The organism is Rhizobium sp. J15 (genome assembly GCF_002531825.1).
Taxonomy (GTDB): Bacteria; Pseudomonadota; Alphaproteobacteria; order Rhizobiales; family Rhizobiaceae; genus Rhizobium.
Genome location: NZ_NWSX01000050.1, coordinates 1 through 24,085, shown reverse-complemented (window position 1 = coordinate 24,085; position 24,085 = coordinate 1). Strand labels below are relative to the sequence as shown.

Below are 24,085 nucleotides of genomic sequence, written 5' to 3'. Positions count from 1 at the left end.
TAGTCTTAGCCTTTGATCGCTATCGATGCGGCGATTTCCTCCATCGCATCCTTCAGATCTCCATACTTGTCCTGCGCGGCAGTCCCCAAGAAACCGATCACCGCACCGCTTTCGGTCGCCGCAACGATCTGAACGAACTTCTTCTGAACGCCGTTTTCCGTGAAAGCGCCATGGCTGGCAACGCCGTCGAGCTCGGCGAACATGGTATCTTCCTGCGCTTCAACGGTGACGTCGTCGCCGACGGCGTTCAAGACGATTTTGGCATAGCCCTTCAAATCGCCGATCGGCGCAGCGGTTTCAGTGTAGGTTACAACGATCTGGGGCTGGCTAGCCTCCGGATCGATATCCTTCGGGCCGACGGTCAGGAGGACACCGGTATGGTTCGTGACGCTCGCCAAGCGGAACGGCTCGGCAATATCGAGTTCATAGGGCAGTTCGGCAAGCCGCGGGTCACTCCCCGGCTCGCCCGAAGCGCCAGCAAGTTTCACGGAAGCGAAGGCCGCCTTCATCGCGTCCTCGTCGAGCGCCTTGTCCTTGGGGACCGAGAATGTGACCATAACCACCTTTTCGGCCACATATAGCGCCATCCATTTTTCGAGCGTCACGCCATTCGCTTCCTGACTTCCGCGCAGAAGCGGGATCGTGTCGCCATCAGCGTTGTCGATCTCCTCACGGCTCTCGATCGTGATGCCCTTCTGCGCGAAAGCAGCGGCTGCGCCGCTTTGATCGGAAAACAGGCCCGACAGTTGCGAGGCGGCCTCCGCCGGGAACTCTGCGACGAGGAAACTTCCCTGCTTTTCGACACTCTCGAAGCCAACGAACCCGCCGGCAATCGTAAAGCCCTCGGGGGGTGTCATCATAACCGACGTGCCGGGCACGGCGACCTGAGCGACGGCTAAGCCGGCATGCATCGTCAGTGCGGCTAGTCCTGCTGCAAGCCTTCCAACAAAACGCGAAACGATGCTGGCTGACGAATTCTTCCTTCTGGTCATGCAATGCCCCTGGCTTTTACCTCGGTGTGTTAATGTCGTGTTCCACAAAAGGAACGTCAGCTCTTCCGGCCTGACTGCCCAGTCCAGAATCTCCAGCGCAATTGTCGACCGCGGCACCAGCGAACGGAAGTGTCGAAAGTCATGCCTTGATCGGAAAGGGCATCCGGAACTTCACCACACCCGGACCTCTTGAAGAAGGTGCGTTCCGTTTGCACGCGTCGGGCAAGCGGGGGCGGATCTGGCAAAACTGGGGATGGGCTCTCTACCGTCCGCCAACACGCACAGCGAAGGGGAAGGTCCATTCATTTCCCCAACACAGCTCGTCGGCACACGCTATCTAGATGCCGTCGCAGCGGTCACCTATCCGCGCCTGTGTGGCCGAAGTGATTGCCCTGCCTTCGATGGCGTAGGTTTCGCGATTGAAAACCGGATCGCTCTCAACAAAATCGTAGCAGACCCGGACCGTCGTCCTGTTCGACGATTGAGATTCAACCATGTAGCGGATATCGACGGACCCGAGCGCGTCGCTGTGCTGGCGCATATAGTCCATGAATTCGTCTTTGGTCTGCGTCGAGCCGAACTCCTCGAGAGTGAAGACTGCCCCCGGCGCGATCAGTTTTTCCAGGCCCTCCAGATCGACTGCCTCCAACTTTTCGTACCACTCGCTCAGAAATGCATCTTGTGAGCGGGCGGCGGCCGGCGTGAGAAAAGCCGACCACAGGCAGGCGATGGATACGATCGCGGCGATCGTCGGCGCACGTCGATATTTGGCAGTTGTCATATATCTTCCTCGATATGTCGAAGGGTCTTCATTCTTCTGCATGGGCGTCGCCGCCGTATCCTTGCTGCCCTGAAGCCACGATTCCGCCGCTCGACGGACGCGCCACTGGCAGCACCAGTCGAAAGCGGCTGCCGCGACCAGGGCGTGAACGAACGTCCACCGGGTGATCCAGCAAGCGCGACAGACGGTTGACGACCGACAGACCGATGCCCAGGCCGTGTGCTCGGCCCCTACCGGGAGTGGGAGCCTGATAGAACTCCTCGAATACATGACTCAGATGCTCGGATTCGATGCCGACTCCGGTATCGTGGACCTCGACCCATACACGCTCGCCGCGTACGCGCGCCGTGACAGTTGCGCCGCCGCGCACGGAATACTTCAACGCATTGTCGATCAGGTTTCCCAACATGCGGTGCAGCAACTGCGCATCGCTGCGCACCCACAACCCGCTGGCGCGCACGCGCAGTTGCAGGCCCTTCTGCTCGGCATGAGCCGCGAACATGTGATTGAGGGAAACGAATAGCGCATCCAACTGCACCGGCTGCAGATCGGGCGTCACCACGCCGGCGTCGAGCAGCGAGACATCGAGCATGCTGTCCAGCGATGTGCCCAGCACTCTGACAGCGCGCATCAGGCGTTCGGCATTTTTACCTTCAGGGCGATCCTGCAGCTCGTTTTCGAGCGCGGTGCCGAAGAGGGCAATGGCATGCAGGGGCTGGCGCAGATCATGGCTGGCAGCAGCCAGGAAACGCGTCTTTTCCTCGCTGGCGCGTTCGGTGGCGGCGATCTGCTCACGCAGCCGGGCCGCCAAATGTTCGTTCTCGAAGCGCAGGGTCAGCGACTCTGTCAAGAGCTTGTGTTCCTGCACACCGACGCGCAGCATCATCAGCAGGTAAATGAGCGCGAAGGCCGCAAGGAAGAGGTGCACCCGATCGCCCTGCGCGGCCAGCGCCACGATAAGGCCGCCCATCATGGGCAGGGTATAGCCGATCAGTGCCGCCTTCAGCGGTCGCAGCGATTGCACGGCGCGAGCGCAATTGCCCATCATCAGGACCATCAGCACACAGGTCACGGGCAAATTGCCGGCCGGAACGAAGAGCCAGGGCGCCAGGGCGTCCGCGAAACCGAGCAGGGTCACGGTGCGGATGATCCTGCGTGCCCACATCGCGTTCTCGCCCGCGGACGCCGCAGGGGTCCACCGCGGCGCGAAATACAGGAACAGATAAAGCAGCAGGTGCAGCGCAACGAAAGGCCAGACGAGCGGATGCGGTGTCTGCAAGTGTATGAAGACGCCGAGCACGATGACGAAGAACATCCGGAGAAGGCATGTTGCGTCGTAGATGAAATAGATCGAGGCCAGGTGTTCGCGCAGCACCCGCGGTCCGAACTCGCCGTCCATCGCGGCGTCATGCATTGCGCGGCCTCCGCGCTGGCCGGCACGCATCAACGCAGACTGCTGATCAGTTGGGCCCGCGACCGCATGCCGAACAACAGCAGGATCGTGGACACATGGTTTTTTACGGTGCCTTCACTGAGATTGGAGATGTGCGCGATCTCCTTGTTCGCCTTGCCCTCCAGCACCCAGTTCAGCACCTCCGTCTGGCGCGGCGTAAGCTGCTGCCATACCGAGGCATGCGGCGTCTGAGGCACAGGTTTTCCGGCCGTCCCCGACACAGATGGCGAACCGCCCGCCGCTTTGACGTCGATCAGGCCGCAGGCACGGATGAAATTCACGATCTCGCGCAAGTCTGCCGATTTGGGAAGAAATGCGCTCGCGCCCCACGCCAGCGCATCCCGGGCGAGCGATGCATCAAGCGTGCCGGAGAGAACCACGATGCGCGCCGCTGGATGGCGATCATGGAAAGCCTTCAGGCCGCTCAGGCCTTCGGTGTCGGGAAGCGCAAGATCCAGCAGCACGAGACCGATCCTGTCTTGTGCCGCACCGTAGATGGCCAGGGCATCGGCCAGGCTGCCGGCCTCGAGAACATCAAGAGCCTCACTGGGGTGATTGACCAGAGCCTGCACCAATGCGCGGACACCGAGGCGCAGCAGATCGTGGTCGTCCACAACCAGAATTGCGCGCGGCGAATGGCCGATCATATCACTCCCTTTTGGCTGATCGCACTGAATCGACAGAACTCTCTTGGTCGACACTAGCAAAACTGTGAGGCTGGAACAGCCGTGCCGAAAGTCATGTTCCGCCAGTGCGGGCGCACGCCACCGGCGTCTTGGCGAGATCGACGAAGGCGACGTCGCAGCTGAACGACGGCCGACCCACCGCCGAGATTTCCCGCGTCTTCCTAGGCGCTGCGGCCAAAGGGCCGCTCGCTGATTGTCCTTTAAGTTGGACGTTTTCAGAGCGACGTACGCACCGGGCCTAAAAGAAACTGGCCGCTTCCCTGCGGCAGCGGCCAGTTCCTGGTTTTCGAGTTACGTCTTTAAGCGAAGGCGTACGAACCATCAGGACGCTTCGGCACGCGCCGCTGCCAATGGATGTAGCCTTCCTCCTGCATTGCCTTCTCGTCCATTTCGACGCCCCAGCCCGGCCGGTCGGGACGCAGTTCGAGATAGCCGTCCTTCGGCAGATAGGGATCGACGACATAGCGGGTTTCGCCCTGCCGCTGCTCGATATCGAGCCCGCCATAGACATAGGCCTGTCCCTTGGGAAGCCGGTATTCGAGGATGCGGAAATTCTGCGCCGCGGCCGAGAAATGCACGTTGACGGCGGTGGCCAGCGGCCCCATCGGGTTGTGCGGCGCCACGCCGACGAAGTAGGCTTCGGCGAGCGTGGCGATGCGGCGCATTTCGCTGATGCCGCCGACGACGCAGATATCGGGCTGGATGAGGTCCGCGCCCTTGACCTGCAGCAGCCGCAGGAACTCGTTCCTGTTGTAGAGCGATTCACCGGTCGCAAGCGTGCAGTTGAGGCCCTGCTTCAAGTCGCCCCAGGCCTCGATATTCTCCGGACGCAGCGGCTCCTCGAAGAACAGAGGATCGTAAGGCGCCAGCGCATTGCCGAGCTGGCGCGCGGCGATCGGCTCGAAAATCTTGGCATGGGCGTCGAAGGCGATCTCATATTCGTCGCTGACCGTCTCGCGAAGCGAGCGGAAATAATCCGCCGAGGCCTTCACGACATTGCCCCAGCGATTGGAGTGCATGTCGATCCGCCAGGGGCTGAGCTTGAAGGCGGTGAAGCCCCATCCTTCCTTCAGCCGATCGAATTCCTCGCGGGCTGCCGGCGCATCGGGCGCGGTATAGACCCCGGCATAGACCTTGATGCGGTCGCGCACCTCGCCGCCGAGCAGCTTGTAGACAGGCACGTTCGCCGCCTTGGCCGCAAGGTCCCACAGGCAATGGTCGAGCGCGGAGATCGCGGCAAGGCCGAGCGCGCCGGGCGGGAAGCGGCTCTGCTGGATCAGCAGATTGACGAGATATTCGACGCGTGTCGGGTCCTGGCCCGAGATAAAGCCGTAGAGATAGTCGAGCAGCGGCGGCAGCGCCTTGTCGGGGCCGTGATTGTAGCATTCGCCCCAGCCCGTCAGCCCGTCATCGGTGTCGAGCGCGACGATCACGCGGGGGCGGTCCTTGTCGCGGGTCATGAAAACCCGCATCCGGTCGATCTTCATCATTCTGTCCTTCTAGCGATTGAAATAGCTGCGGCGCGCCACGCGCGTCTGCACGTAGACGTGCTGGTCATGGGTTCCGGGATTGTAGGCGCCGCTTCCCTCCGGCACGGGCACGGAGACATTGCCGCCGCTCGGGAACCGCGCGACGAACTCTTCGTCGATATCGCAGCCGAGCCCCGGGGCGTCAGGCACCGCGATCAGGCCGTCGACCTGCTGCGGGTGCGGCACGATCGTCTGGCGGCGGCCCTCCCAATCATCGTCGAGCCGTTCGAGTATCAGCGCGTTCGGGATGGCGGCGAGCAGATGCAGCGCCGCATATTCCGCCACCGGCCCGAGCGAGCCGGAGTGCGGCGCCATCTGGATATAATGCGCCTCGGCCATGGCGGCGATCTTCTTCATCTGGGTGATGCCGCCCGCCCGGCCGGTATCCGGCTGGATCACATCGACCAGCTCTTTCTCGATCAGCTCGCGCTCGCCGAAAATGGTGGCCGAGCGCTCGCCGGCCGCAAGCGGCAGATGTGCGGCGTCGCGAATGCGCTTGTAGCCTTCGATATTGTCCGGCGCGATCGGATCTTCCACCCACATGAGCTCATAGGGCTCGAGCGCCCGCACCAGCCGGCAGGCATCCGCGGGTGTCAGCCATGGCGGCCCGTGCAGGTCGATCGCGATATCCATATCGTCGCCGACGGCTTCGCGCAGTGCCGCAACCTTGCGGACGGGATCGGCCACCCCGCCGCATTTGATCGCCTTGATGCCGCGCGCCTTGAGCGCAAGCGCGCCCTCCGGCGTATTCGCATGCGAATAGATCGGGATCCTGTCGCGCACCTTGCCGCCGAGCAGCATCCAGACCGGCACGCCGAGCGCCTTGCCCTTGATGTCCCAGAGCGCCATGTCGATGCCGGTCATCGCGCCGCCTCCGACCGTGCCGAGCATGCCGTGACCCATCATGGCGATATGCATCTTCTGCCAAAGGCGCTCGATATGGGCGGGGTCCTCGCCGATCAGCAGCGGCGCAAGATCGCGGATCGCCGTCTCGACGACGCGCGGCCAGCCCGAGCATTCGCCGATGCCGGTGATACCCTCGTCGGTATCGATCTTCAGGAAGAGCCAGTTCCTGGTGCCGCCGAACGGCTTGGAGGCGCCGCTGCCGGCCTGTCGATCGGATGCCCATTTCGAAGGGTCCGGCTGGCCGACATGCATGAGAAACGTTCTGATGCCGGTGATCTTCATCTCTGAGAGCTCCCGTTCTTCAGGTTCTCCGGTTCGACGTAGCGGAAACGCCTGGAATGATCCCGGTCTCGTGGATCGGGGCGTGGGATCGCCGATAGGAGGGCCTGCGTATAAGCGTGCTCGGGCGTACTGCAGACCTTCTCCGCATCGCCGATTTCGACGAGCTGGCCCTTGTACATGACGCCGACGCGGTCGCACATGTAGCGGATGACGCCGATATCGTGGCTGATGAAGATATAGGCGAGGCCAAGCTGATCCTGCAGGCGCATCAACAGGTCGAGCACCTGCGAGCGCACCGAGACGTCGAGCGCCGACGTCGCCTCGTCGGCAACGATGACGCGGGGATCGAGCGTGATGGCGCGGGCGATGCCGATGCGCTGGCGCTGGCCGCCGGAGAAGGCGTGCGGATAGCGCTCGCGCGCCCTCGGATCGAGGCCGACCTGCTCCATGAGGTGGCAAACGCGCTCGTCCAGAGCCCGTCCCTTGGCGATGCCGTTGACCAGCAGCGGTTCGCCGATGATCTGCGAGACGGTCATGCGCGGATTGAGAGAGCCGAAAGGATCCTGAAACACCATGCGCAATTCGCGCCGCGCGGCGGCAAGCGTGGGCCCTTTCGCCGTCGCCAGATCGATGATGTCGCCGCCGGCGTTGCGATAGAGGATTTCGCCGGCGGAGGGATCGATCAGCCGCATGATCGAGCGGCCCATGGTCGTCTTGCCGGACCCGCTCTCGCCGACGATGCCGAGGGTTTCGCCCGGCAGCAGCGAGATGGAGACATCATTCAGCGCTTTCACCTCGCCGAAATCCATCGAGACGTTGCGCAGTTCGAGGATCGGCGCCTTCGTCCTGTCGAGCGGCGGGCGCGCCAGGCGGATCTCGGCCTTTTGCTCCAGCTTCAGGACCGAGCCGATCAGCATGCGGGTATAATCGTCCTGCGGCGCGTGGAAAATCTGCTCGACCGGCCCGTATTCCTTCGCCACGCCATTGTGCATGACCAGCACGTCGTCGGCGATCTGCGCCACCACGCCCATGTCATGGGTGATGAACAGCACGGCCATGCCGTTGGCCTTCTGCAGCCGGCCGATCAGGTCGAGGATCTCGGCCTGGGTGGTGACGTCGAGGGCGGTGGTCGGTTCGTCGGCGATCAGGAGCTGCGGCTTGCAGGCGAGCGCCATGGCGATCATCGCGCGTTGGCGCATGCCGCCGGAATATTGGAAGGCATAGCGGTCCAGCGCCTTTTCCGGCGAGGGAATTTCCACCTGCTTCAGCAGCGATATGGCCTCGGCACGCGCCTCCGCCTTGCTCATTCGGGTGTGAAGGCGAAGCGCCTCGACGATCTGGTTGCCGACCGTGTGGATCGGCGACAGCGACGACATCGGCTCCTGAAAGATCATCGCGATATCGCGGCCGCGGATCGCCCGGATCTGGCGCCCGCGCGGATTGAGGCTGGTGAGATCGGTCGAGCCGCCCTTCTGATCGTTCAGGACGATCGATCCACCGGCAATGCGCCCGGGCGCATCGACGATCTGCAGGATCGAGCGCGCCGTCACCGATTTGCCGGAGCCGCTTTCACCGACCACGCAAAGCGTCTTGCCGGGCTCGATCGAGAAGGAGAGATCGCGAACGGCGCGGAAGACGCCGGTGCGCAGAGGGAATTCGACCGTGAGGTTCTTCACCTCGAGCAGCGGCCTGCCGGCAATGGGAATGATATCGGTCATGCCGGCCTCATTTGTTGTAGGGGTCGGCCGCATCGCGCAGGCCGTCGCCGAGAAGGTTGAGCGCCATGACGGCGACCACGACGGCACAGCCCGGCATGAAAAGCCAGGGCGCGGTGGCGATCGAGCGGATGTTCTGGGCCTCGCGCAGAAGCACGCCCCAGGAGATCGTCGGCGGCTGCAATCCGAGCCCCAGGAAGGAGAGCGAGGTTTCGGCAAGGATCATTGCCGGCACCGCAAGCGTGATCGAAGCGATGATGTGGCTCGCGAAACTCGGCAGCATGTGGCGGAAGATGATGCGCCTTTCGCGAACGCCGTCGAGCCTTGCGGCGGCGACGAACTCCTCGGTGCGCAGGGACAGGAAGCGGCCGCGCACGACGCGGGCGAGCTGCGCCCAGCCGGTCAGCGACAGGATGATGGTGATCATCATATATTGCAGCGTCGCCGGCCAGTCCTGCGGCAGGGCCGCGGCCATGGCGAGCCAGATCGGGATCGTCGGCAGCGACAGCACGAAATCGATCAGCCGCTGCATGAAGAAATCGATGCGGCCGCCGTAATAGCCCGAAATGCCGCCGAGCACGATGCCGAGCATCAGCGAGAAGAACACGCCGACAAGGCCGATCGACAGCGAGACCTGTGAACCCTGCACCGTCCGGCTGAAGACGTCGCGCCCAAGCCTGTCGGCTCCGAAGAGCAGCAGCGGCGTGGTCTTATCGGGCGAAGCGAGGAGATGGATGTTCGTATTGAACAGGCCGAACACGGAATATTCGTAGCCGCGCCCGAAGAGCTGCACGTCGATCCGCTTCGTCGTATCTTCCTTGAAGATGGCGGCGAGCGTTTCGGGATCGCGGGTCAGCTTCATCGGATAATAATGCAGGCCGAAGGAGAAGCCGTTCGTCGTATCGATCAGATGCACTCTTTGCGGCGGGTGGAAGGTCGCCCGCGCATTCTGCAAGTTCGGATCGTTGATGGCGAAAAAGCCGGGAACAAGCGCGACGATATACATCATCACGGTGACGACGAGCGCCACCATGGCGAGGCGATGCCGGCGGAAAGCCCACCAGATGAGTTGCCATTGCGATGCGACGGCGGCACGGTCCGGCTGTAGATTTGTAATGGTAATGTCGGCCACATCAGCCTCCTATTCCAAGCGGATGCGGGGATCGACCAGCGCCAGAAGAATGTCGCTGATCAGGGAGCCGATCAGCGTCAGCGCGCAGATCAGGAGCACGAAGGCGCCGGCGAGATACATGTCCTGCGCCATCAGCGCCTGCAACAGCAAGGGAGCCGCCGTCGGCAGGTTGAGGACGATCGCGACGACGACGGAGCCGGAAATCAGGTTGGGAAGCAGCCAGGCAATCGTCGAGATGAACGGGTTGAGCGCGATCATCAGAGGATATTTCATCAGCAGCCGGAATTCGGAGAGGCCCTTCGCCCGTGCCGTGACCACATAGGGTTTCGGCAGCTCGTCCAGCATGTTCGCGCGCATGACGCGGATGAGGCTTGCCGTCGAGGAAACGGCGAGAATGATGACGGGAAGCCAGAGATGGGTCAGCAGATCGAACATCTTGGCGATGCTCCAGGACGCGGTCTCATATTCCGGTGAAAACAGCCCGCCGACATCCTGGCCGAATTCGACCGCCGCCACATACATCAGCACCAGCGCCAGCAGGAAGGACGGGATGGAAAGGCCGAAGAAGGTGAAGGCAGTGAAGAAATAGTCGCCGATCGAATATTTCTTCACGGCGGAATAGACGCCGATCGGCAGGGCGATCGCCCAGGTGGCGATCAATGTCGAAAGGGCCAGAACCAGCGTCAGCGCCATGCGCTCCCAGATCAGATCCGAGACCGGCTGCTGCCATTCGAAGGAAATGCCGAAATCGCCGCGCGAAAGGATGCCCCACATCCATTTGAAATATTGGATGAGCATCGGATCATCGAGGCCGAAGCGTTCGCGCAGCTGCGCGGCCGTGTTCTGGTCGACGATCTCGTTGGATGCCGCAAGCGTCGCGATATAGGTCGTGACGTAATCGCCCGGCGGCAGCTGGATCAGCACGAAAGCCAGGAAGCTGACGGCGAAAAGCGATGGAATCATCCATAAAAAGCGTTTGGCGATGAACACCAGCATTGAGGCGTCTCCCGACGTGGACGCCGCCCTCCGACCCCTTCGGCTTTGAGGGCCGGCAAGGTTTCGGAGGGCGAACCTGAATGAAAGCGCCGTGCCCGAGGGTACGGCGCTCGAAGATCGAAATCAGCTCGTGAAGGTGAATTGCTGCGGCAACGCGGGACCGGGATTGGGCCAGGACCAGCTGTCCGGCTCCTTCTCGGGCACATTGCGCAGATTGTTGCGGATGATGCCGAAGCCGCCGACGGCGAGGCAAAGGCCGACGGTCTCGAATTCTTCCGCGGCGATATCGAAGATCTGCTTCATGATCGCGCCGCGCTTGTCGAGATCGGCCGTCGACCGCGCCTCGTCGAACAGCTTCATGCGCTTCTTCTGGCTTTCCGGCGGCTCTTCGCCGCGCGCGCCGTTGGACGTATACCAGAGCGTCCAAGGAATGGCGTAGCGCGATCCCTGCGGATGGAAGGCGAAGAAATCGCGCGGATCGAGCATCGGGTCGAGACCGCCCGGCCCCGGCCAGACCGCCGCATCATGCGCATTGTCGTCGCCGCGGGTATAATAGAGCGCCCGCTCGATCGTGTTGACCTTCATGTCGACGCCGATTTGGGCCCAATGCGCCTTGACCAGTTCGAGCGCGTCGACGAGGTCGGGATAGAGCGTCGGGATGACGTCTACCGAGAAGAACACCTTCTGCCCGTCCGGCCGAACGCGCATGCCGTCGCCGCCCTTCTTGTAGCCGGCCTCGTCAAGCATGGCGCCCGCCTTGTCGGGATCATATTCGGTGAACTGGCGCGCATATTTCTCATTGTACCAGGGATGAGTCGGACGCGGCCCGGCCTGGTAAGGCTCGCTCTGGCCGAAATAGACGATATCGATCAGTTCCTGGCGATTGATGCCGATCGACAACGCCTGCCGGAACGCCTTATCCGCAAACATCTTGCGCATGGCAGGATCTTTGTGGGTGATGTTGAAATAGATCTGGCACTGCTGCGAGGCGGAGGGAACGAGCGTCAGCAGGCGATAATCGCCCTTCTGCATGTTCTGGGAGAGCGTCGGCTTGTTGGCGAGCACGCTGATATGGCGTTCCTGAATGTCGATCTTCCCGGAGATGACGTTCAGCATCAGCGATTCCACATCCTGCGAAATGCCGAAGTTGACCTCATCGATGTAGGGAAGCTGATTGCCCGATGTATCGACCTGCCAGAAATAGGGGTTGCGGGCCATGACGACGCGCGTCGCGCCCCCGACATAGGGCTCCTTGACGACCCAGGGATCGAGCGTCGGCTTGTCGACATTGCCCCATCTGGTCGGGATCTCGATATCGCCGCAGCGGCTGCGGAAGAGTTCCGTCCAGCTGGTGACGCCCGCCTTCTTGGCATCGGCCTCGATGTTCGGGTTATATTTCGGCAGGAACTGGCTGCAGTAATGCTTGGGGAAGAGCGTCGGATGCTGGCCGAGCGGCGTGGCGAGGTTTTCCAGATAGAGCGCGTTGGCCGCGGCAAAGGTGAATTTCACCGTGTAGTCGTCGATCTTCTCGACATTGACCGCCTTGCCGGCGACGGAAAGCTGTGCCGGTGTGGCGCTGTAAAGCTCGGTGTTCTTGACGCAGTCCTCGATCGCGAAAACCACGTCGTCTGCCGTGAAGGGATGGCCGTCGGACCAGCGCACGCCTTCGATCAGATGGAAGGTGAACTGCGTCGCGTCGTCGCTGACCTCCCAGCGCTCGGCGAGGTTCGGCTGCACGGCGGTAAATTCCAGATTCCAGCGCACGAGGCTCTGGTTGCCGACCATGCGCAGAATGCCGTTATGGTCGGATGAACCACGCAAGCCGCGGCGCAGCGTACCGCCATAAGTGCCGACCTTCTCGAACGGCGTCACCACCATCGGCTTCTTCGGCAGGCGCTCGGCAAGCGGCGGCAACTTGCCGTCCTTGACGAGTTGCGCAAGAGCCGGCGCTTCGCCGCCCGCCGCAAAGGCGCGGCCGGCGATGGACAGCGCCGCAGCACCGGCCATGCCGCCGAGAACGGCGCGGCGGGTGACACCGCGAGACAGAATTTCATTGGGCATCGATTCCTCCCCTTTTATGCCGGAACAGGCTTGTCCCGCTTGCCACGGCAGGCTCCCGACCTGCCGTTTTGCGCCCTCCTCGGCGCTGGGAGGAAACCATAGACACGTTCCCAGATGATTACAAGAGTTGACAGATAATTACAGATTCGATAGCGATGCAGCATCAAACGGGGCGCCCAAGCCGTTGGGAAGATAGCCTTGGGGGAGAAAAAACGGCTGATCTGTCAGATGCTGTCCAGCAGCCACACCGTGGCCGCGGCGGCGCGGCGCCATCTCGCATGATCGGGCAGGCATATTCGGCTTCTGCTCGCCAGCCGGAAAGGCGACGGCTGAATTTGCCGCGTGGCGGGAGAGAAAAGGACGATAATGACATTCGCAGTCGATGCCGTTCCCAACAGAGGCGCAACGCGCTTCAGCGACATCATCTACGAGAAGATCGTAGGGATGATCGCGGACGGCAAGTTTCCCGTAAACGAGCGACTTCCATCGGAAACGAAGCTCGCCACCGATTTCGGCGCGTCGAGGCCCGTCGTGCGCGAGGCCCTGGAGCGGCTCAGAACCGACGGCTTGGTCGTCTCGCGCAAGGGGTCCGGCTCCTATGTCCGGCAACGGCCGGATTCGTCGATGCTGAAGATGGTTCCGGTCGGCTCGCTTGCCGACGTGCAGCGTTTCTTCGAATTCCGCGCCGGGCTCGAGGCCGAGGCCGCGGAGCTTGCCGCACGCAACTGGCAGCCGGCCGACAAGGAGCGGATCACGGCGGCACTGGTTGCGATCGAGCAATGTCTGAAGAACGGCGAGCTCGGGGCCGAGGAAGACCAGGCCCTGCATGACGCGATCGCGATGGCGACCGGCAATCAATATCACATCACCGTGCGCGAATGGTTCCGGCCGCATTTCGCCATCGGCCATTCGGTGACGCGAAGCCTCAGCCTGAAGCGCACGCCGGAGCAGATCCGCAGCGTCCAGGACGAGCACGCGGTGATCGTGGAGGCGATCTTCGCGCACCGGGAAACCGAAGCGCACGATGCGATGAAGAGACACATACTGAATGCGCGCGCCCGCATGTTCCAGGGGGTTTGAGCGATGACGGGAGAAAGAACGATGAGACGGGTTGCTGTGACGGGTGCCGCCGGACGCGTCGGGACGCTGCTTCGCCCGCTCCTTCGCCAGCATGCAGAGCAGTTGCGCCTGATCGACATTCATCAGCCCGCCGACATGGCCGAAAACGAAGATTTCGTGCGCGCCGATCTTTCGAAGCTCGACGAAGCGACGGCGGCCCTCAGAGAGGTCGACGGCGTCGTTCATCTTGCCGGCATCGCTAGCGGCGTCGACATGAACGCCATTTTGCAGGCCAATGTGCTCGGGACCTACAATCTCTACGAGGCCGCCCGGATCAACAAGGTCGGGCGGATGGTCTACGCCTCGAGCAACCATGCGACCGGCTTTTATCCGCGTGGCGAAGTCGTATCGCCGCTCGACCCGATGCGGCCGGACAGTCCCTACGGGCTGTCCAAATGCTGGGGCGAGCTGGTGGCCGGGCTTTACTACGACACCTCAGGCATTCGCTCGCTTTCCATCCGCATCGGCAATGCCGGCACCTATCCCAACAGCGAACGCTCGATCGCGATCTGGATCAGCGCCCGGGATCTCGCGCAGTTGGTGCGGATCGGGCTCACCCACCCGTCGATCGCCGCGACGGTGGTCTACGGCGTGTCCGATACCGACGAAAAATGGTGGGACAACGATCTGGCGAGGCGGCTCGGCTACCAGCCGCAGGACCGGCCGCGTGATCACGCCCGCATCGAGGACGGCGCGGAAGGACGGATCGCCCGCGCCTTCCAGGGCGGCGGTTTCTGCGAATTCAATCACGACGGCGAGATCCGCATGCGCGATGCCGAGGGGCTCGCCAAAGATCTGGAGAAGGTCTCGTGATGGCGCCCCGCATCATCGAGCCGAAGATCTGTCCGGTGCTGCAGCAGCCGCTGACGGTCGGTGAATCGCCGGTATGGGACGACGAAACCGGCGCGCTCTGGCTCGTCGATATCCTGGCGCCGGCGATCGTCCGGATCTCGCCGGATGGCAAGGCCGACCGCTTCGACATGCCGGCGGCGGTCGGCTGCCTCGGGCTTTGCCGCGATCACAGGATCGTCGTCGGCCTCCAGACCGGCGTCCATCTCTTCGATCCCGTTTCGCGCCATCTCGAATTTCTCTGCGATCCAACCGGGCGCGAGATGGTCGGCCGCTTGAACGACGGCAAAGTCGGTCCGGACGGGCATTTGTGGGTCGGCTCGATCAGCGAGGCCAAGCCGCAGGTAAACGATGCGGCGCTCTTCCGTGTCGGCGCCGATGGCAGCATGCGGACCGTCGCAACGGGACTGACGAGCTCGAACGGCCTTGCCTGGTCGCCGGATGGCCGGCGCATGTATCACTCCGACAGCCGGCAATGTTTCCTGCAGGCCTTCGATTTCGATCCCGGGACGGGAGAACTCGGCGAAGGACGCCGCCTTCGCAGCTTTACCGAGGAACAAGGGCGGCCGGACGGCGCGACGACCGATCGCGACGGCTTCTACTGGAGCGCCGGCGTCTCCGCCGGCCGTCTCAACAGAATATCTCCCGAAGGCGAGATCGTCGAAATCTACATTCTGCCGGTCGCAGCACCGACAATGCCGTGTTTCGGAGGGCCTGATCTCGGCACCCTCTACGTCACGAGCCTGTCGACCGACCGGACCGGCCGTTTCGAGGCAGGCACGGTCATCGCCTTTGACGTGGAGGCGGAGGGGCTGCCGCCCTTCCGCTTCGGCAAACAGTCATCTTGATGGAAAGCGAACGGGGTAGAAAAATGAGCATCGCGATCATGCGCAAGGCGCTTACGGGCGTGTCGGGCGTGCCCGTCACAGCTTACGACGGGGGGGGCGAAGTCGAACCCCGGATTACCGCGGAGGTTTATGCGCGGGTGGCGGCGGCGGGCATTCACAACATCGTCGCAGCCGGCAATACTGGGGAATTCTACGCGCTGACGCCGCAGGAGATCCGGATCGTCCACGAGGCAGCCGTCGCCGGCGTCGACGGCCGTGCGCCGGTGACGGCGGCAGTCGGCCGGTCGCTGCGCGAAGCGATCGGCATGGCCAGGGATGCCGCCGCGATCGGCGCATCGGCCGTCATGTCGCACCAGCCCGTCGATCCTTTCGCAGCCCCTTCGGCGCAGATCGATTATTTCTGCAATCTCGCCGATGCGTCCGCCCTGCCGCTCGTCGCCTATGTAAGGGCCGAGGGTTTCAGCGTCGCGGAAATCGTCCGCCTCGCCAATCACGGCAATATCGCCGGCATCAAGTTCGCCACAACAGATCTGATGCTGCTGTCGCGCGCGATTCCCGCCGCCGATCCCAACGGCGCGCTCTTCGTCTGCGGCCTGGCCGAAAGCTGGGCGCCGACCTTCACCGCGGCCGGCGCGCGCGGCTTCACGTCCGGCCTCGTCAACGTCGCGCCGAAGCTATCGCTCGCCGTCCACGACGCGCTCGAAAAGGGCGATTTCGCCGCGGCGAGAGCAATCGTCGGCAAGCTCGAACCCTTCGAGCGGATGCGCACCAAATTCCGCAACGGCGCGAACGTGACCGTCGTGAAAGAGGCCGTCACCTATTCCGGCCTCGATGTCGGGCCGGTGCGCGTGCCGGGACTGCCGCAGCTCGATCAGCAGGACCGCGAGGAGCTGCATCGCCTGCTTCGAGGCTGGGAGGCCGAGGGCGACATTGAAACGCAACCGGACCGGCAGGCCGTGAAGGCTGCCGGTTAAGTTCGAAACATTCTTCTGCAAGCAACAGGCGCGGGATGGCGCCACGAGATTGGGAGGTCTTGAGATGCTGAAACAGCTACTGACGACGATCGCGATTACCGGCGCCCTGGCGGCGGCGCAGCCGAGCCTGGCGGCATCGCCGCCCAACATGCTGGTGATCGGGACGAATCTCACCGGTATCCGCACGCTCGATCCGGCCCAGAACAATGCCCGCACGGTGTCCGAGCTGATCTCGAACCTCTATGACAACCTCGTGCAATTGTCGCCGGACGATCTGAAGACGCTGAAGCCGATGCTGGCGACGCAATGGAGCGTCTCGGACGACGGCAAGATCATCACGCTGACCCTGCGTGACGACGCGGTCTTCCAGAGCGGCAACAAGGTGACCGCCGAGGATGCCGCCTGGTCGATCCAGCGCGTCATCAAGATGGGCCAGGTCGGCTCCACCGACGTCGCCCTCTGGGGCTTCACGGCCGATAACGTCGAGAAGCTCGTCCGCGCCAAGGATGAGCACACGCTGGAGATCGAGCTGCCGCAGGCGGTCAACACCGACCTCGTCCTCTATTCGCTGGCCGGCTCCTCGATCGGCATCGTCGACAAGAAGACGGTCCTTTCGCATGAGGCGAACGGCGATTTCGGCGGCGCCTGGCTTTCGGCCAATTCCGCCGGCAGTGGCCCCTTCAGCCTGGCGCAGTGGCGTCCGAACGACGTGGCGATCTTCAATGCGCAGCCGAAATACTGGGGCGGCAAACCGGCCATGGCGCGTGTCGTCGCTCGCCATATCCCGGAATCCGGCAATCTCCGGCTTCAGCTCGAAGCCGGCGACGTCGATGTCGGCCAGTATGTGGCAAGCGGCGATCTCGATGCGCTCGCCACCAACAAGGACATGGTCATCGAAAACGTCCCGGGTCTCGGCTTCTACTATATCGCTCTCAACCAGAAAGACCCCGATCTGCAGAAGCCGAAGGTTCGCGAGGCCTTCCAATATGCCTTCGACTGGAAGGCGATCTCCGGCAACATCATGCGTTATACCGGCTTTCCCTGGCAGTCGATGATCCCGCGCGGCATGATCGGCGCGCCCGGCGAAACGGCCGTTCGCTACGACTACGATCCCGCAAAGGCCAAGCAGTTGCTGGCTGAGGCCGGATATCCGAACGGCCTGAAGAAGGTGCTCAACCCCTCGGGAGCCCCAACCCTGCCCTTTGCGGAAGCGCTGCAGGCGAGTGCACGCGCCGCCGGTTTCGATCTCGATCTCGTGCCCGGCGAGTTCACGCCCGCCTTCCGCGAGCGCAAGTTCGAAGTGCTGCTCGGCAATTCCGGCGCCCGCCTGCCGGACCCCTTCGCCGTCGCCACGCAATATGCCTTCAACCCCGACAACAGCGACGAGGCGCGCCTCGGGAGCTATTATCTCTGGCGCACCGGCATGAAGGTGGACGAGCTCAACACGCTCATCGACCAGTCGATGCGGGAGCGCGACACGGAAAAGCGCACCGACATCTTCAAGAAGATGGACGGCATCTATGCCGGCATGGCTTCGCCGCTCGTCATCTTCTTCCAGCGAACCGACCCCTATGTCATGCGCGCCAACGTGAAGAATTATCACGGCCACACGACATGGTCGACACGCTGGCATGACGTGACCAAGGAGTAGAGCGCGTGGCGAGCGCCGATCTGACATCGAAGCAGGAGGCAAGCCGCCAGCCGGCGGGGAGCGGGTTCGCCGAGGCGGCCCCGCACCCTCTGCTGAGCCTGCTGCGGCGGCTGGCGGGGCGCGTGGTGGCAGTCGTCACGACGCTGCTCGGCCTGCTTTTCCTGACCTTCTCGATGGGCCGCCTGCTGCCTGCCGACCCGGTGCTGGCAATCACCGGGGCGGAGGTCAGCAAGGAGGTTTACGACCGCGTCTACAATGAGCTGGGGCTCGGGCAGCCGATCTGGATGCAGTTCCTCTCCTATGTCGGCAAGATCGCCACGGGCGATCTCGGCATGTCGGCGACGACGGGCCAGCCGATCCTGACCGATCTGATGACGATCTTTCCGGCGACCATCGAGCTTGCCATCATCGCCATGATTATCGGGGCGATCGTCGGCATTCCCCTGGGGATTACCGCTGCGGTCAAGCGCGGGACGATCATCGACCACATCGCCCGCATCGTCGCGCTTGCCGGCCATTCCATTCCGATCTTCTGGACCGGCCTGATGGCGCTCTTCATCTTCTACGCCAAGCTGAAGCTCGTCGGCGCGTCGGGCCGGGTCGACGTCTTCTACGAAGGCCTCGTCACGCCGATGACCGGCTTTCTCTTGATCGATGCGGCGATCGAGGGCCAGTGGGACGTGTTTCACAATGCGCTCGGCCACATCATCCTGCCGGCGGCAATCCTCGGCTATTACTCCGTCGCCTATATCAGCCGCATGTCGCGAAGCTTCATGCTGGAGCAGCTGAGCCAGGAATACATCATCACCGCGCGGGCAAAGGGTCTCGGCACCCGCAAGGTCGTCTGGCGCCATGCCTTCCGCAATATCCGCGTGCAGCTGCTGACGATCCTGGCGCTGACCTTCGGCGGTCTGCTGGAAGGCGCGGTGCTGATCGAAACGGTTTTCGGCTGGCCGGGGCTTGGCCAATACCTCACCCGCGGGCTGCAGATGAACGACATGAACGTCGTCATGGGCTCGGTGCTGACGATCGGCGCCGTCTTCCTGACGATCAACATCCTGTCCGACGTCCTCTATCGCATCCTTGATCCGAGAACACGGTGACGCCATGACGATCTCCACCGAAGATGCACACAGCAGCCATGCCGGCAGCCTTCGCAAATGGCTGCAGGCGCCCGAGCCTCAGGGCTGGTTCCAGTCGTCGGCGCAGCAGATCCATCAGGGCTGGCAGAAATTCAGCCTGCATCCGCTCGGCCTTGCCGGCCTCGTCATCATCGTGCTCTTGATGGTCGTGGCGACGGCCGCTCCGCTGCTGACGAGTTACGATCCGATCGTTCAGGATATGGCCGGGCGGCTTGCGCCGCCCTCCGCCGAACATTGGCTCGGCACCGACAATTTCGGCCGCGACGTCTTTGCGCGCGTGATCTACGGCGCCCGCACGACGCTCTACATCATCATGCTGGTCACGATCATCGTCGCACCGCTCGGCCTGCTGATCGGCACCTTCTCCGGCTATTTCGGCGGCATCGTCGACGAGATCCTGATGCGCATCACCGATATCTTCCTCTCCTTTCCCGGGCTGGTGCTGGCGCTTGGTTTTGCCGCCGCTCTCGGCCCCGGCATCACCAATGCGATCATCGCCATTTCGCTGACGGCCTGGCCGCCGATCGCGCGCCTGGCACGCGCCGAGACGCTCAGCCTGCGCAAGGCGGATTATATCGCCGCCGTGCGCCTGCAGGGCGCGACGTCGATCGCGATCATCACCCGCCACATCCTGCCGATGTGCATTCCTTCGGTGATCGTGCGCGTCACCCTCAACATGGCCGGCATCATCATCACCGCCGCCGGTCTCGGTTTTCTCGGCCTCGGCGCGCAGCCACCATGGCCGGAATGGGGTTCGATGGCCGCCAGCGGCCGCGAATTCATGCTCGACAGCCCCTGGGTGATCGCCGCGCCCGGCATCGCCATTGCGCTCGTCAGCCTTTCCTTCAATCTCGTCGGCGATGCGTTGCGCGACGTGCTCGACCCGAGAGGTTCGGAATGACGCAGCCCCTGATCGATATCCGCAACCTCGAAATCGCCTATGGCGGCGGCCACATGCGCGCAGTGCGCGGCGTGAGCTTCGCGCTCGGCCAGGAAAAACTCGGCATCGTCGGCGAGTCCGGCTCGGGCAAATCCACCGTCGGCCGGGCGATCATGAAACTGCTGCCGCCGACAGCACAGGTCAGCGCCGAGCACATGCGCTTTCACGACCTGGATCTCCTCAGGGCGGATGAGCGGACGATGATGACGATCCGCGGGCGGCGGATCGGCCTCATCCTGCAGGACCCGAAATATTCGCTCAATCCTGTCATGCGGATCGGCGAACAGATCGCCGAGACCTACCGCTTCCATCATCCCAAGGTGAGCGCGAAAAAGACCTACGCCCAGGCGCTCGACATGCTCGAAGCCGTCCAGATCCGCGATCCCGAGCGCGTCGCCCGCCTCTACCCGCATGAAATATCCGGCGGGATGGGCCAGCGCGTGATGATCGCCATGATGCTGATCGCCGAACCCGAGGTGCTGATCGCCGACGAGCCGACCTCGGCGCTCGACGTCACGGTCAGGCTCGAAATCCTGGCGCTGCTCGACGAACTCGTTTCCCGCCGCAATCTCGGCCTGATCTTCATCAGCCACGACCTCAACCTCATCCGCAATTTCTGCGATCGCGTCCTCATCATGTATGCCGGCCGCGTCGTGGAAGTGCTGGAGGCGCGCGATCTCGACAAGGCCAAACATCCCTATACGCAAGGGCTGCTGGCCTCGCTGCCGACGATCGAGAACCCGCCCGCCCGGCTGCCGATCCTGAAGCGCGATCCAGCCTGGCTGAATGACCTGACAGCGGAGGCGCCGCGATGATCCGGATCGACAATCTCACCATCCGCTTCGGGCACGGCCAGCGGCCTGTCGTCAGGGATGTGAACCTCGCCATCGAGAGCGGCACCGCCTTCGGTCTCGTCGGCGAATCCGGCTGCGGCAAGTCCACGGTTCTCCGGGCGCTTTCCGGCCTCAACGCCCACTATGACGGCCGCATCGCGCTGAACGGCGAGGCGCTGGAGCGCCAGCGCAGCCGGCCGTTCTATCGGCGGGTGCAGATGGTGTTCCAGGACCCTTATGGCTCGCTCCATCCGCGCAAGACCATCCGCTCGCAATTGCAGGAACCGCTGCGCAACCAGGGGCTGCACAGGAACAGCGTCGACTTGAACGCCGTGCTGCGCTCGGTCGGCCTCGATCCGGCGCTCAGCTATCGATTTCCGCACCAGCTCTCCGGCGGGCAGCGGCAGCGCGTGGCGATCGCGCGCGCCCTGATGCTGAACCCCGACGTCCTGCTCCTCGACGAGCCGACATCGGCGCTCGATGTCTCGGTCCAGGCCGAAATCCTCAATCTTCTCCAGGACCTGCGCAAGGAGCGCGGCCTCACCTATCTCCTCGTCAGCCACGATCTCGCCGTCGTCTCCCACATGTGCAGCCGCGTCGCCATCATGGAGGCGGGCGAGATCGTCGAACAGGTCGATATCGAGGCCTTGCGAAGAGGCGCGGTCGAACATCCCTATTCGCAACGCCTGCTGCGGGCGAGCCGGATGTATGGTAGGGCGTAGCTCCGAGCCTCATCGGAACCACAGGACATGACCGCCTTCCCTCTCTTTCACGGCCTCCCCGATCGTCTCGCCGACCGCCGCGCGCCCCGTGCGTGATCTTCGGAGCGATGGCTATTCAAAGAGAATGATGCTTGCCGGCGTTGGCGGCATGGGTTTGACCATGACGCCCGCAAGGCCCGCCAGTCTGGCCATCTCAGTCAACTCGCTCTGCGTATAGGCCTGGCCCGCCGGCGTGCTGGCGAGCATCTCCCAGGAGAACGCCGCCGGAAAAGGCGGCGACACGCCATCTTCGTTCGGCACGAAATCGACCGCAACGATCCGGCCATCCTTTGCAAGGCTCGCACCGACCTTTCGCAACAGCTCTGCGCATGTCGGCAGATCGAAGTGGTGCAGGAAGTTCGGGAGCAGGACGAGATCATAATCCGTGCCCCACTCGACATCGAAGGCACTGCCGGCGATCGTCCGATACCGGTCAGCCACGCCGGCTTTATCCGCATTCTGCCGCGACAGCTCCAATACCGCGGCCCAGTCGACGGCGACGATCTCAGCCGATGGGAAGGCCTTCGCGATTTCGATCCCGAAAATGCCGGGACCCGCGGCAATGTCCAGAACCTTTCTGGGAGAGATCGGCCAGCCGGAGATTTCGTCGGCCAGCAATCTGGCGCTGAGCCCGGTAAAGGAGCCCATGCCACGCGCAAACTTCAGCCAGACGGGGTTGTCCGCCGACATATTCGCAAGCCCGGCCGAACCGCCGTTCCGCACGACCGCGGCCGGATCGCGCAGAAAATTGTCCAGTATTTCGGGTGCGGCGACGAATTCGATGGCGGAGCCCATATAGGCCGGCGAATTGCGATTGAGAAACATTCCGGTCGCGGGCGTCATCCGATACTGCCCGCTCTCCTTCGTCAGGAAGCCATGGACCACGAGATAGTCGCACAGGATGCGCACCCCGCGCTCCGAGGCGCCTGTCGCCGACGCCAGCACGGCCGCCGTCTTGCCCTCGCCGATATGCGTGAACAGATCGAGCTCGATGGCCGCCCGGATCGCGGCCGTCTTTCGACACGCAAACAGCGCATCGACCACGAGTTCGGGCGACACGACGCCGGCATGGGCATCCTCGACGATTGTTTCCATGAGATCCCCCAAGCCATCGATCATTCCTGCCTGGCAGCGACGGCCGGAGAAATTATGCGTACATCCGCATATTCTACAATACTCACCGCACTAACCCTATCGGGCGCCTCTCGCGTCTACAGGCGGCAACGCCTCGTCTCGCCTTTTGCGCACGGCCAGCAGCGGGACGGCGAAGGCAGCGGCAAGCAAGGCCGGACTGAGCGGGCGGGTGAGGAAGGCGCTCGGATCGCCCTTGGAAAAGAGCAGCGTGCTCGTCAGCACGACAGCGAACATCATAAGCGTTGCCGATCCGCATCGCTGGGCAAGCAGCGGCATCTGGTTTTTCTTTCCCAGAATGATCCTGCCGACCAACAGCCAGATCGAGGATGCCGCCGCCACGGTGCATGCAAGAGCAGCGATGGCGGTGAGTGCAGACACCTCCCGCAAGGAGGGGACCATTGTCAGCCCGATGATGAGTGCTTTCGGATTGAGCAGCGTCGTTACAGCCAGCTGCCGGACGCCGACGGCCTCGACAGCGCTCGATCCGACGCCCCAGAGCCGCAGGGCGAGGTAGAATACCCAGCTGGCCGAGGCAAGTTTGACGCCTTGCGCGACCGTGGGATGATCGATGAGAAAAGGGCCAGCGAGACCGGAGGCCGCAAGGACGACGGCGAGATAGGCGAATAGGACCGTTGCAAGCAGCACGACGGCGCGCCCGACGGTCAAACCCTGAGATGCCATCGCCAGCATCGCATTGGTCGGACCGGGCAGAATGAGAAGCGTGAAAACGCCGGCGGCGAAAGGCAGAAGATTCACTGTTACATCTCTCCGTTTTTTCGCTTCTCGCCGATCCGGTCTGTCCAGTCGTTGACAAAGATCATTCCTGGGCCGGAACATTGTCGGCGACGGCTCGTTTATTCTGACCAGGTTTGAGGTGCCGCCATGCCTCGCATGATCCGCTTCATTCTCACTCGATTGGCCACGGGCTTTGCAATTGGATGCGCCGTGGGATTTCTGGTTTGGCAAAACGGTTCCTGGTCCTCCGGCGCCTCGGCACAAGCGCCGGACAGCTACATCGCCCAGGGGCTGTTCATCTACCTCTTCGCCAGCACCATAGGCATGGGGTATCTGGCGACAGCTCTCCTACTGGAGGCAGAATAGTCCGTTTGAACCGGCATCTTTCCCAAGCCGTCAGGCAACCATCCGCGCCAGCGCGCAACGCGACCAGAGCGAATGCAGCGCCTCGACGAGATGGGCGATATCGGCGTCGGAATGCAGCGGCGTCGGGGTGATGCGCAGCCGCTCGGTCTTCTTCGGCACCGTGGGATAGTTGATCGGCTGGACGTAGACGCCGCAATTGT

At 63.1% G+C, this 24,085-nt stretch carries 22 protein-coding genes and 1 pseudogene; 10 read left to right on the top strand and 13 right to left on the bottom strand.

Going from position 1 to position 24,085, the window contains the following annotated elements; genetic code table 11:
* Nucleotides 1–5: 5 nt before the first annotated feature.
* The 10 genes from CO670_RS27675 to CO670_RS27630 form a co-directional block, all read right to left on the bottom strand.
* The gene (locus tag CO670_RS27675; RefSeq protein ID WP_141502413.1) at nt 6–1,109 is read right to left on the bottom strand and encodes a hypothetical protein; all 1,104 of its coding nucleotides are present in this window, start codon (nt 1,107–1,109) and stop codon (nt 6–8) included.
* A 220-nt stretch (nt 1,110–1,329) separates the two neighbouring features.
* Nucleotides 1,330–1,773, bottom strand: coding sequence for a hypothetical protein (locus CO670_RS27670; protein WP_097593160.1), 444 nt, complete (start codon nt 1,771–1,773; stop codon nt 1,330–1,332).
* Nucleotides 1,774–1,801: 28 nt separating this feature from the next.
* A complete protein-coding gene (locus CO670_RS27665; RefSeq protein ID WP_210202696.1) occupies nt 1,802–3,187 on the bottom strand; it encodes a HAMP domain-containing sensor histidine kinase in 1,386 nt (461 codons plus the stop codon).
* 29 nt (nt 3,188–3,216) lie between these two features.
* Complete coding sequence (locus tag CO670_RS27660; RefSeq protein ID WP_097593158.1) at nt 3,217–3,873, bottom strand: response regulator transcription factor; 657 nt, start codon at nt 3,871–3,873, stop codon at nt 3,217–3,219.
* 338 nt (nt 3,874–4,211) lie between these two features.
* Entirely contained in the window at nt 4,212–5,399 is a 1,188-nt protein-coding gene (locus CO670_RS27655) for a galactarate dehydratase (RefSeq protein ID WP_097593191.1), read from the bottom strand.
* Nucleotides 5,400–5,411: 12 nt separating this feature from the next.
* Nucleotides 5,412–6,629 (bottom strand): mandelate racemase/muconate lactonizing enzyme family protein, encoded by a 1,218-nt coding sequence (locus tag CO670_RS27650; protein ID WP_097593157.1) that lies wholly within the window; start codon nt 6,627–6,629, stop codon nt 5,412–5,414.
* Complete coding sequence (locus CO670_RS27645) at nt 6,626–8,347, bottom strand: ABC transporter ATP-binding protein (protein WP_097593155.1); 1,722 nt, start codon at nt 8,345–8,347, stop codon at nt 6,626–6,628. Before CO670_RS27645 ends, CO670_RS27650 begins: the two co-directional genes overlap by 4 nt.
* Nucleotides 8,348–8,354: 7 nt before the next feature.
* Complete coding sequence (locus tag CO670_RS27640) at nt 8,355–9,476, bottom strand: ABC transporter permease (RefSeq protein ID WP_097593154.1); 1,122 nt, start codon at nt 9,474–9,476, stop codon at nt 8,355–8,357.
* Nucleotides 9,477–9,485: 9 nt separating this feature from the next.
* Nucleotides 9,486–10,472, bottom strand: coding sequence for an ABC transporter permease (locus tag CO670_RS27635; protein WP_097593152.1), 987 nt, complete (start codon nt 10,470–10,472; stop codon nt 9,486–9,488).
* A gap of 123 nt (nt 10,473–10,595) precedes the next feature.
* Nucleotides 10,596–12,533 carry an ABC transporter substrate-binding protein gene (locus CO670_RS27630; protein ID WP_097593151.1) on the bottom strand — a complete coding sequence of 646 codons (1,938 nt, stop codon included), beginning with the start codon at nt 12,531–12,533 and terminating at the stop codon, nt 10,596–10,598.
* 366 nt (nt 12,534–12,899) lie between these two features.
* Between CO670_RS27630 and CO670_RS27625 the strand changes: the two genes are divergently transcribed.
* The 9 genes from CO670_RS27625 (at nt 12,900) to CO670_RS27585 (ending at nt 21,611) form a co-directional block, all read left to right on the top strand.
* Nucleotides 12,900–13,613, top strand: coding sequence for a FadR/GntR family transcriptional regulator (locus CO670_RS27625; RefSeq protein WP_097593149.1), 714 nt, complete (start codon nt 12,900–12,902; stop codon nt 13,611–13,613).
* A gap of 21 nt (nt 13,614–13,634) precedes the next feature.
* Nucleotides 13,635–14,465 (top strand): NAD(P)-dependent oxidoreductase, encoded by an 831-nt coding sequence (locus tag CO670_RS27620; RefSeq protein WP_097593148.1) that lies wholly within the window; start codon nt 13,635–13,637, stop codon nt 14,463–14,465.
* Complete coding sequence (locus tag CO670_RS27615; RefSeq protein WP_097593146.1) at nt 14,462–15,349, top strand: SMP-30/gluconolactonase/LRE family protein; 888 nt, start codon at nt 14,462–14,464, stop codon at nt 15,347–15,349. Before CO670_RS27620 ends, CO670_RS27615 begins: the two co-directional genes overlap by 4 nt.
* Nucleotides 15,350–15,372: 23 nt before the next feature.
* A complete protein-coding gene (locus CO670_RS27610) occupies nt 15,373–16,323 on the top strand; it encodes a dihydrodipicolinate synthase family protein (protein ID WP_097593145.1) in 951 nt (316 codons plus the stop codon).
* Between the two features lie 64 nt (nt 16,324–16,387).
* Nucleotides 16,388–17,974 carry an ABC transporter substrate-binding protein gene (locus CO670_RS27605; protein WP_097593144.1) on the top strand — a complete coding sequence of 529 codons (1,587 nt, stop codon included), beginning with the start codon at nt 16,388–16,390 and terminating at the stop codon, nt 17,972–17,974.
* A 5-nt stretch (nt 17,975–17,979) separates the two neighbouring features.
* The gene (locus CO670_RS27600) at nt 17,980–19,077 is read left to right on the top strand and encodes an ABC transporter permease (RefSeq protein ID WP_097593143.1); all 1,098 of its coding nucleotides are present in this window, start codon (nt 17,980–17,982) and stop codon (nt 19,075–19,077) included.
* Nucleotides 19,078–19,081: 4 nt separating this feature from the next.
* Nucleotides 19,082–20,017, top strand: coding sequence for an ABC transporter permease (locus CO670_RS27595; protein ID WP_097593142.1), 936 nt, complete (start codon nt 19,082–19,084; stop codon nt 20,015–20,017).
* Nucleotides 20,014–20,871 (top strand): ABC transporter ATP-binding protein, encoded by an 858-nt coding sequence (locus CO670_RS27590; RefSeq protein ID WP_097593141.1) that lies wholly within the window; start codon nt 20,014–20,016, stop codon nt 20,869–20,871. The genes CO670_RS27595 and CO670_RS27590 overlap by 4 nt, the downstream gene beginning before the upstream one ends.
* Complete coding sequence (locus CO670_RS27585; RefSeq protein ID WP_097593140.1) at nt 20,868–21,611, top strand: ABC transporter ATP-binding protein; 744 nt, start codon at nt 20,868–20,870, stop codon at nt 21,609–21,611. The genes CO670_RS27590 and CO670_RS27585 overlap by 4 nt, the downstream gene beginning before the upstream one ends.
* Before the next feature lie 111 nt (nt 21,612–21,722).
* Here CO670_RS27585 and CO670_RS27580 read toward each other — a convergent pair whose 3' ends face one another.
* Nucleotides 21,723–22,745, bottom strand: a complete 1,023-nt coding sequence (locus CO670_RS27580; protein WP_097593189.1) for a class I SAM-dependent methyltransferase — start codon at nt 22,743–22,745, stop codon at nt 21,723–21,725.
* 252 nt (nt 22,746–22,997) lie between these two features.
* Nucleotides 22,998–23,540, bottom strand: a pseudogene (locus CO670_RS27575) (threonine transporter RhtB); the annotation flags it as partial.
* 126 nt (nt 23,541–23,666) lie between these two features.
* Between CO670_RS27575 and CO670_RS27570 the strand changes: the two are divergent.
* Complete coding sequence (locus CO670_RS27570; protein ID WP_097593139.1) at nt 23,667–23,885, top strand: hypothetical protein; 219 nt, start codon at nt 23,667–23,669, stop codon at nt 23,883–23,885.
* Between the two features lie 30 nt (nt 23,886–23,915).
* On the opposite strand, the gene CO670_RS27565 is transcribed toward CO670_RS27570, so the two are convergent.
* Nucleotides 23,916–24,085: aminotransferase class I/II-fold pyridoxal phosphate-dependent enzyme (locus CO670_RS27565; protein WP_141502411.1), on the bottom strand; the 170-nt coding region annotated here is incomplete at its 5' end.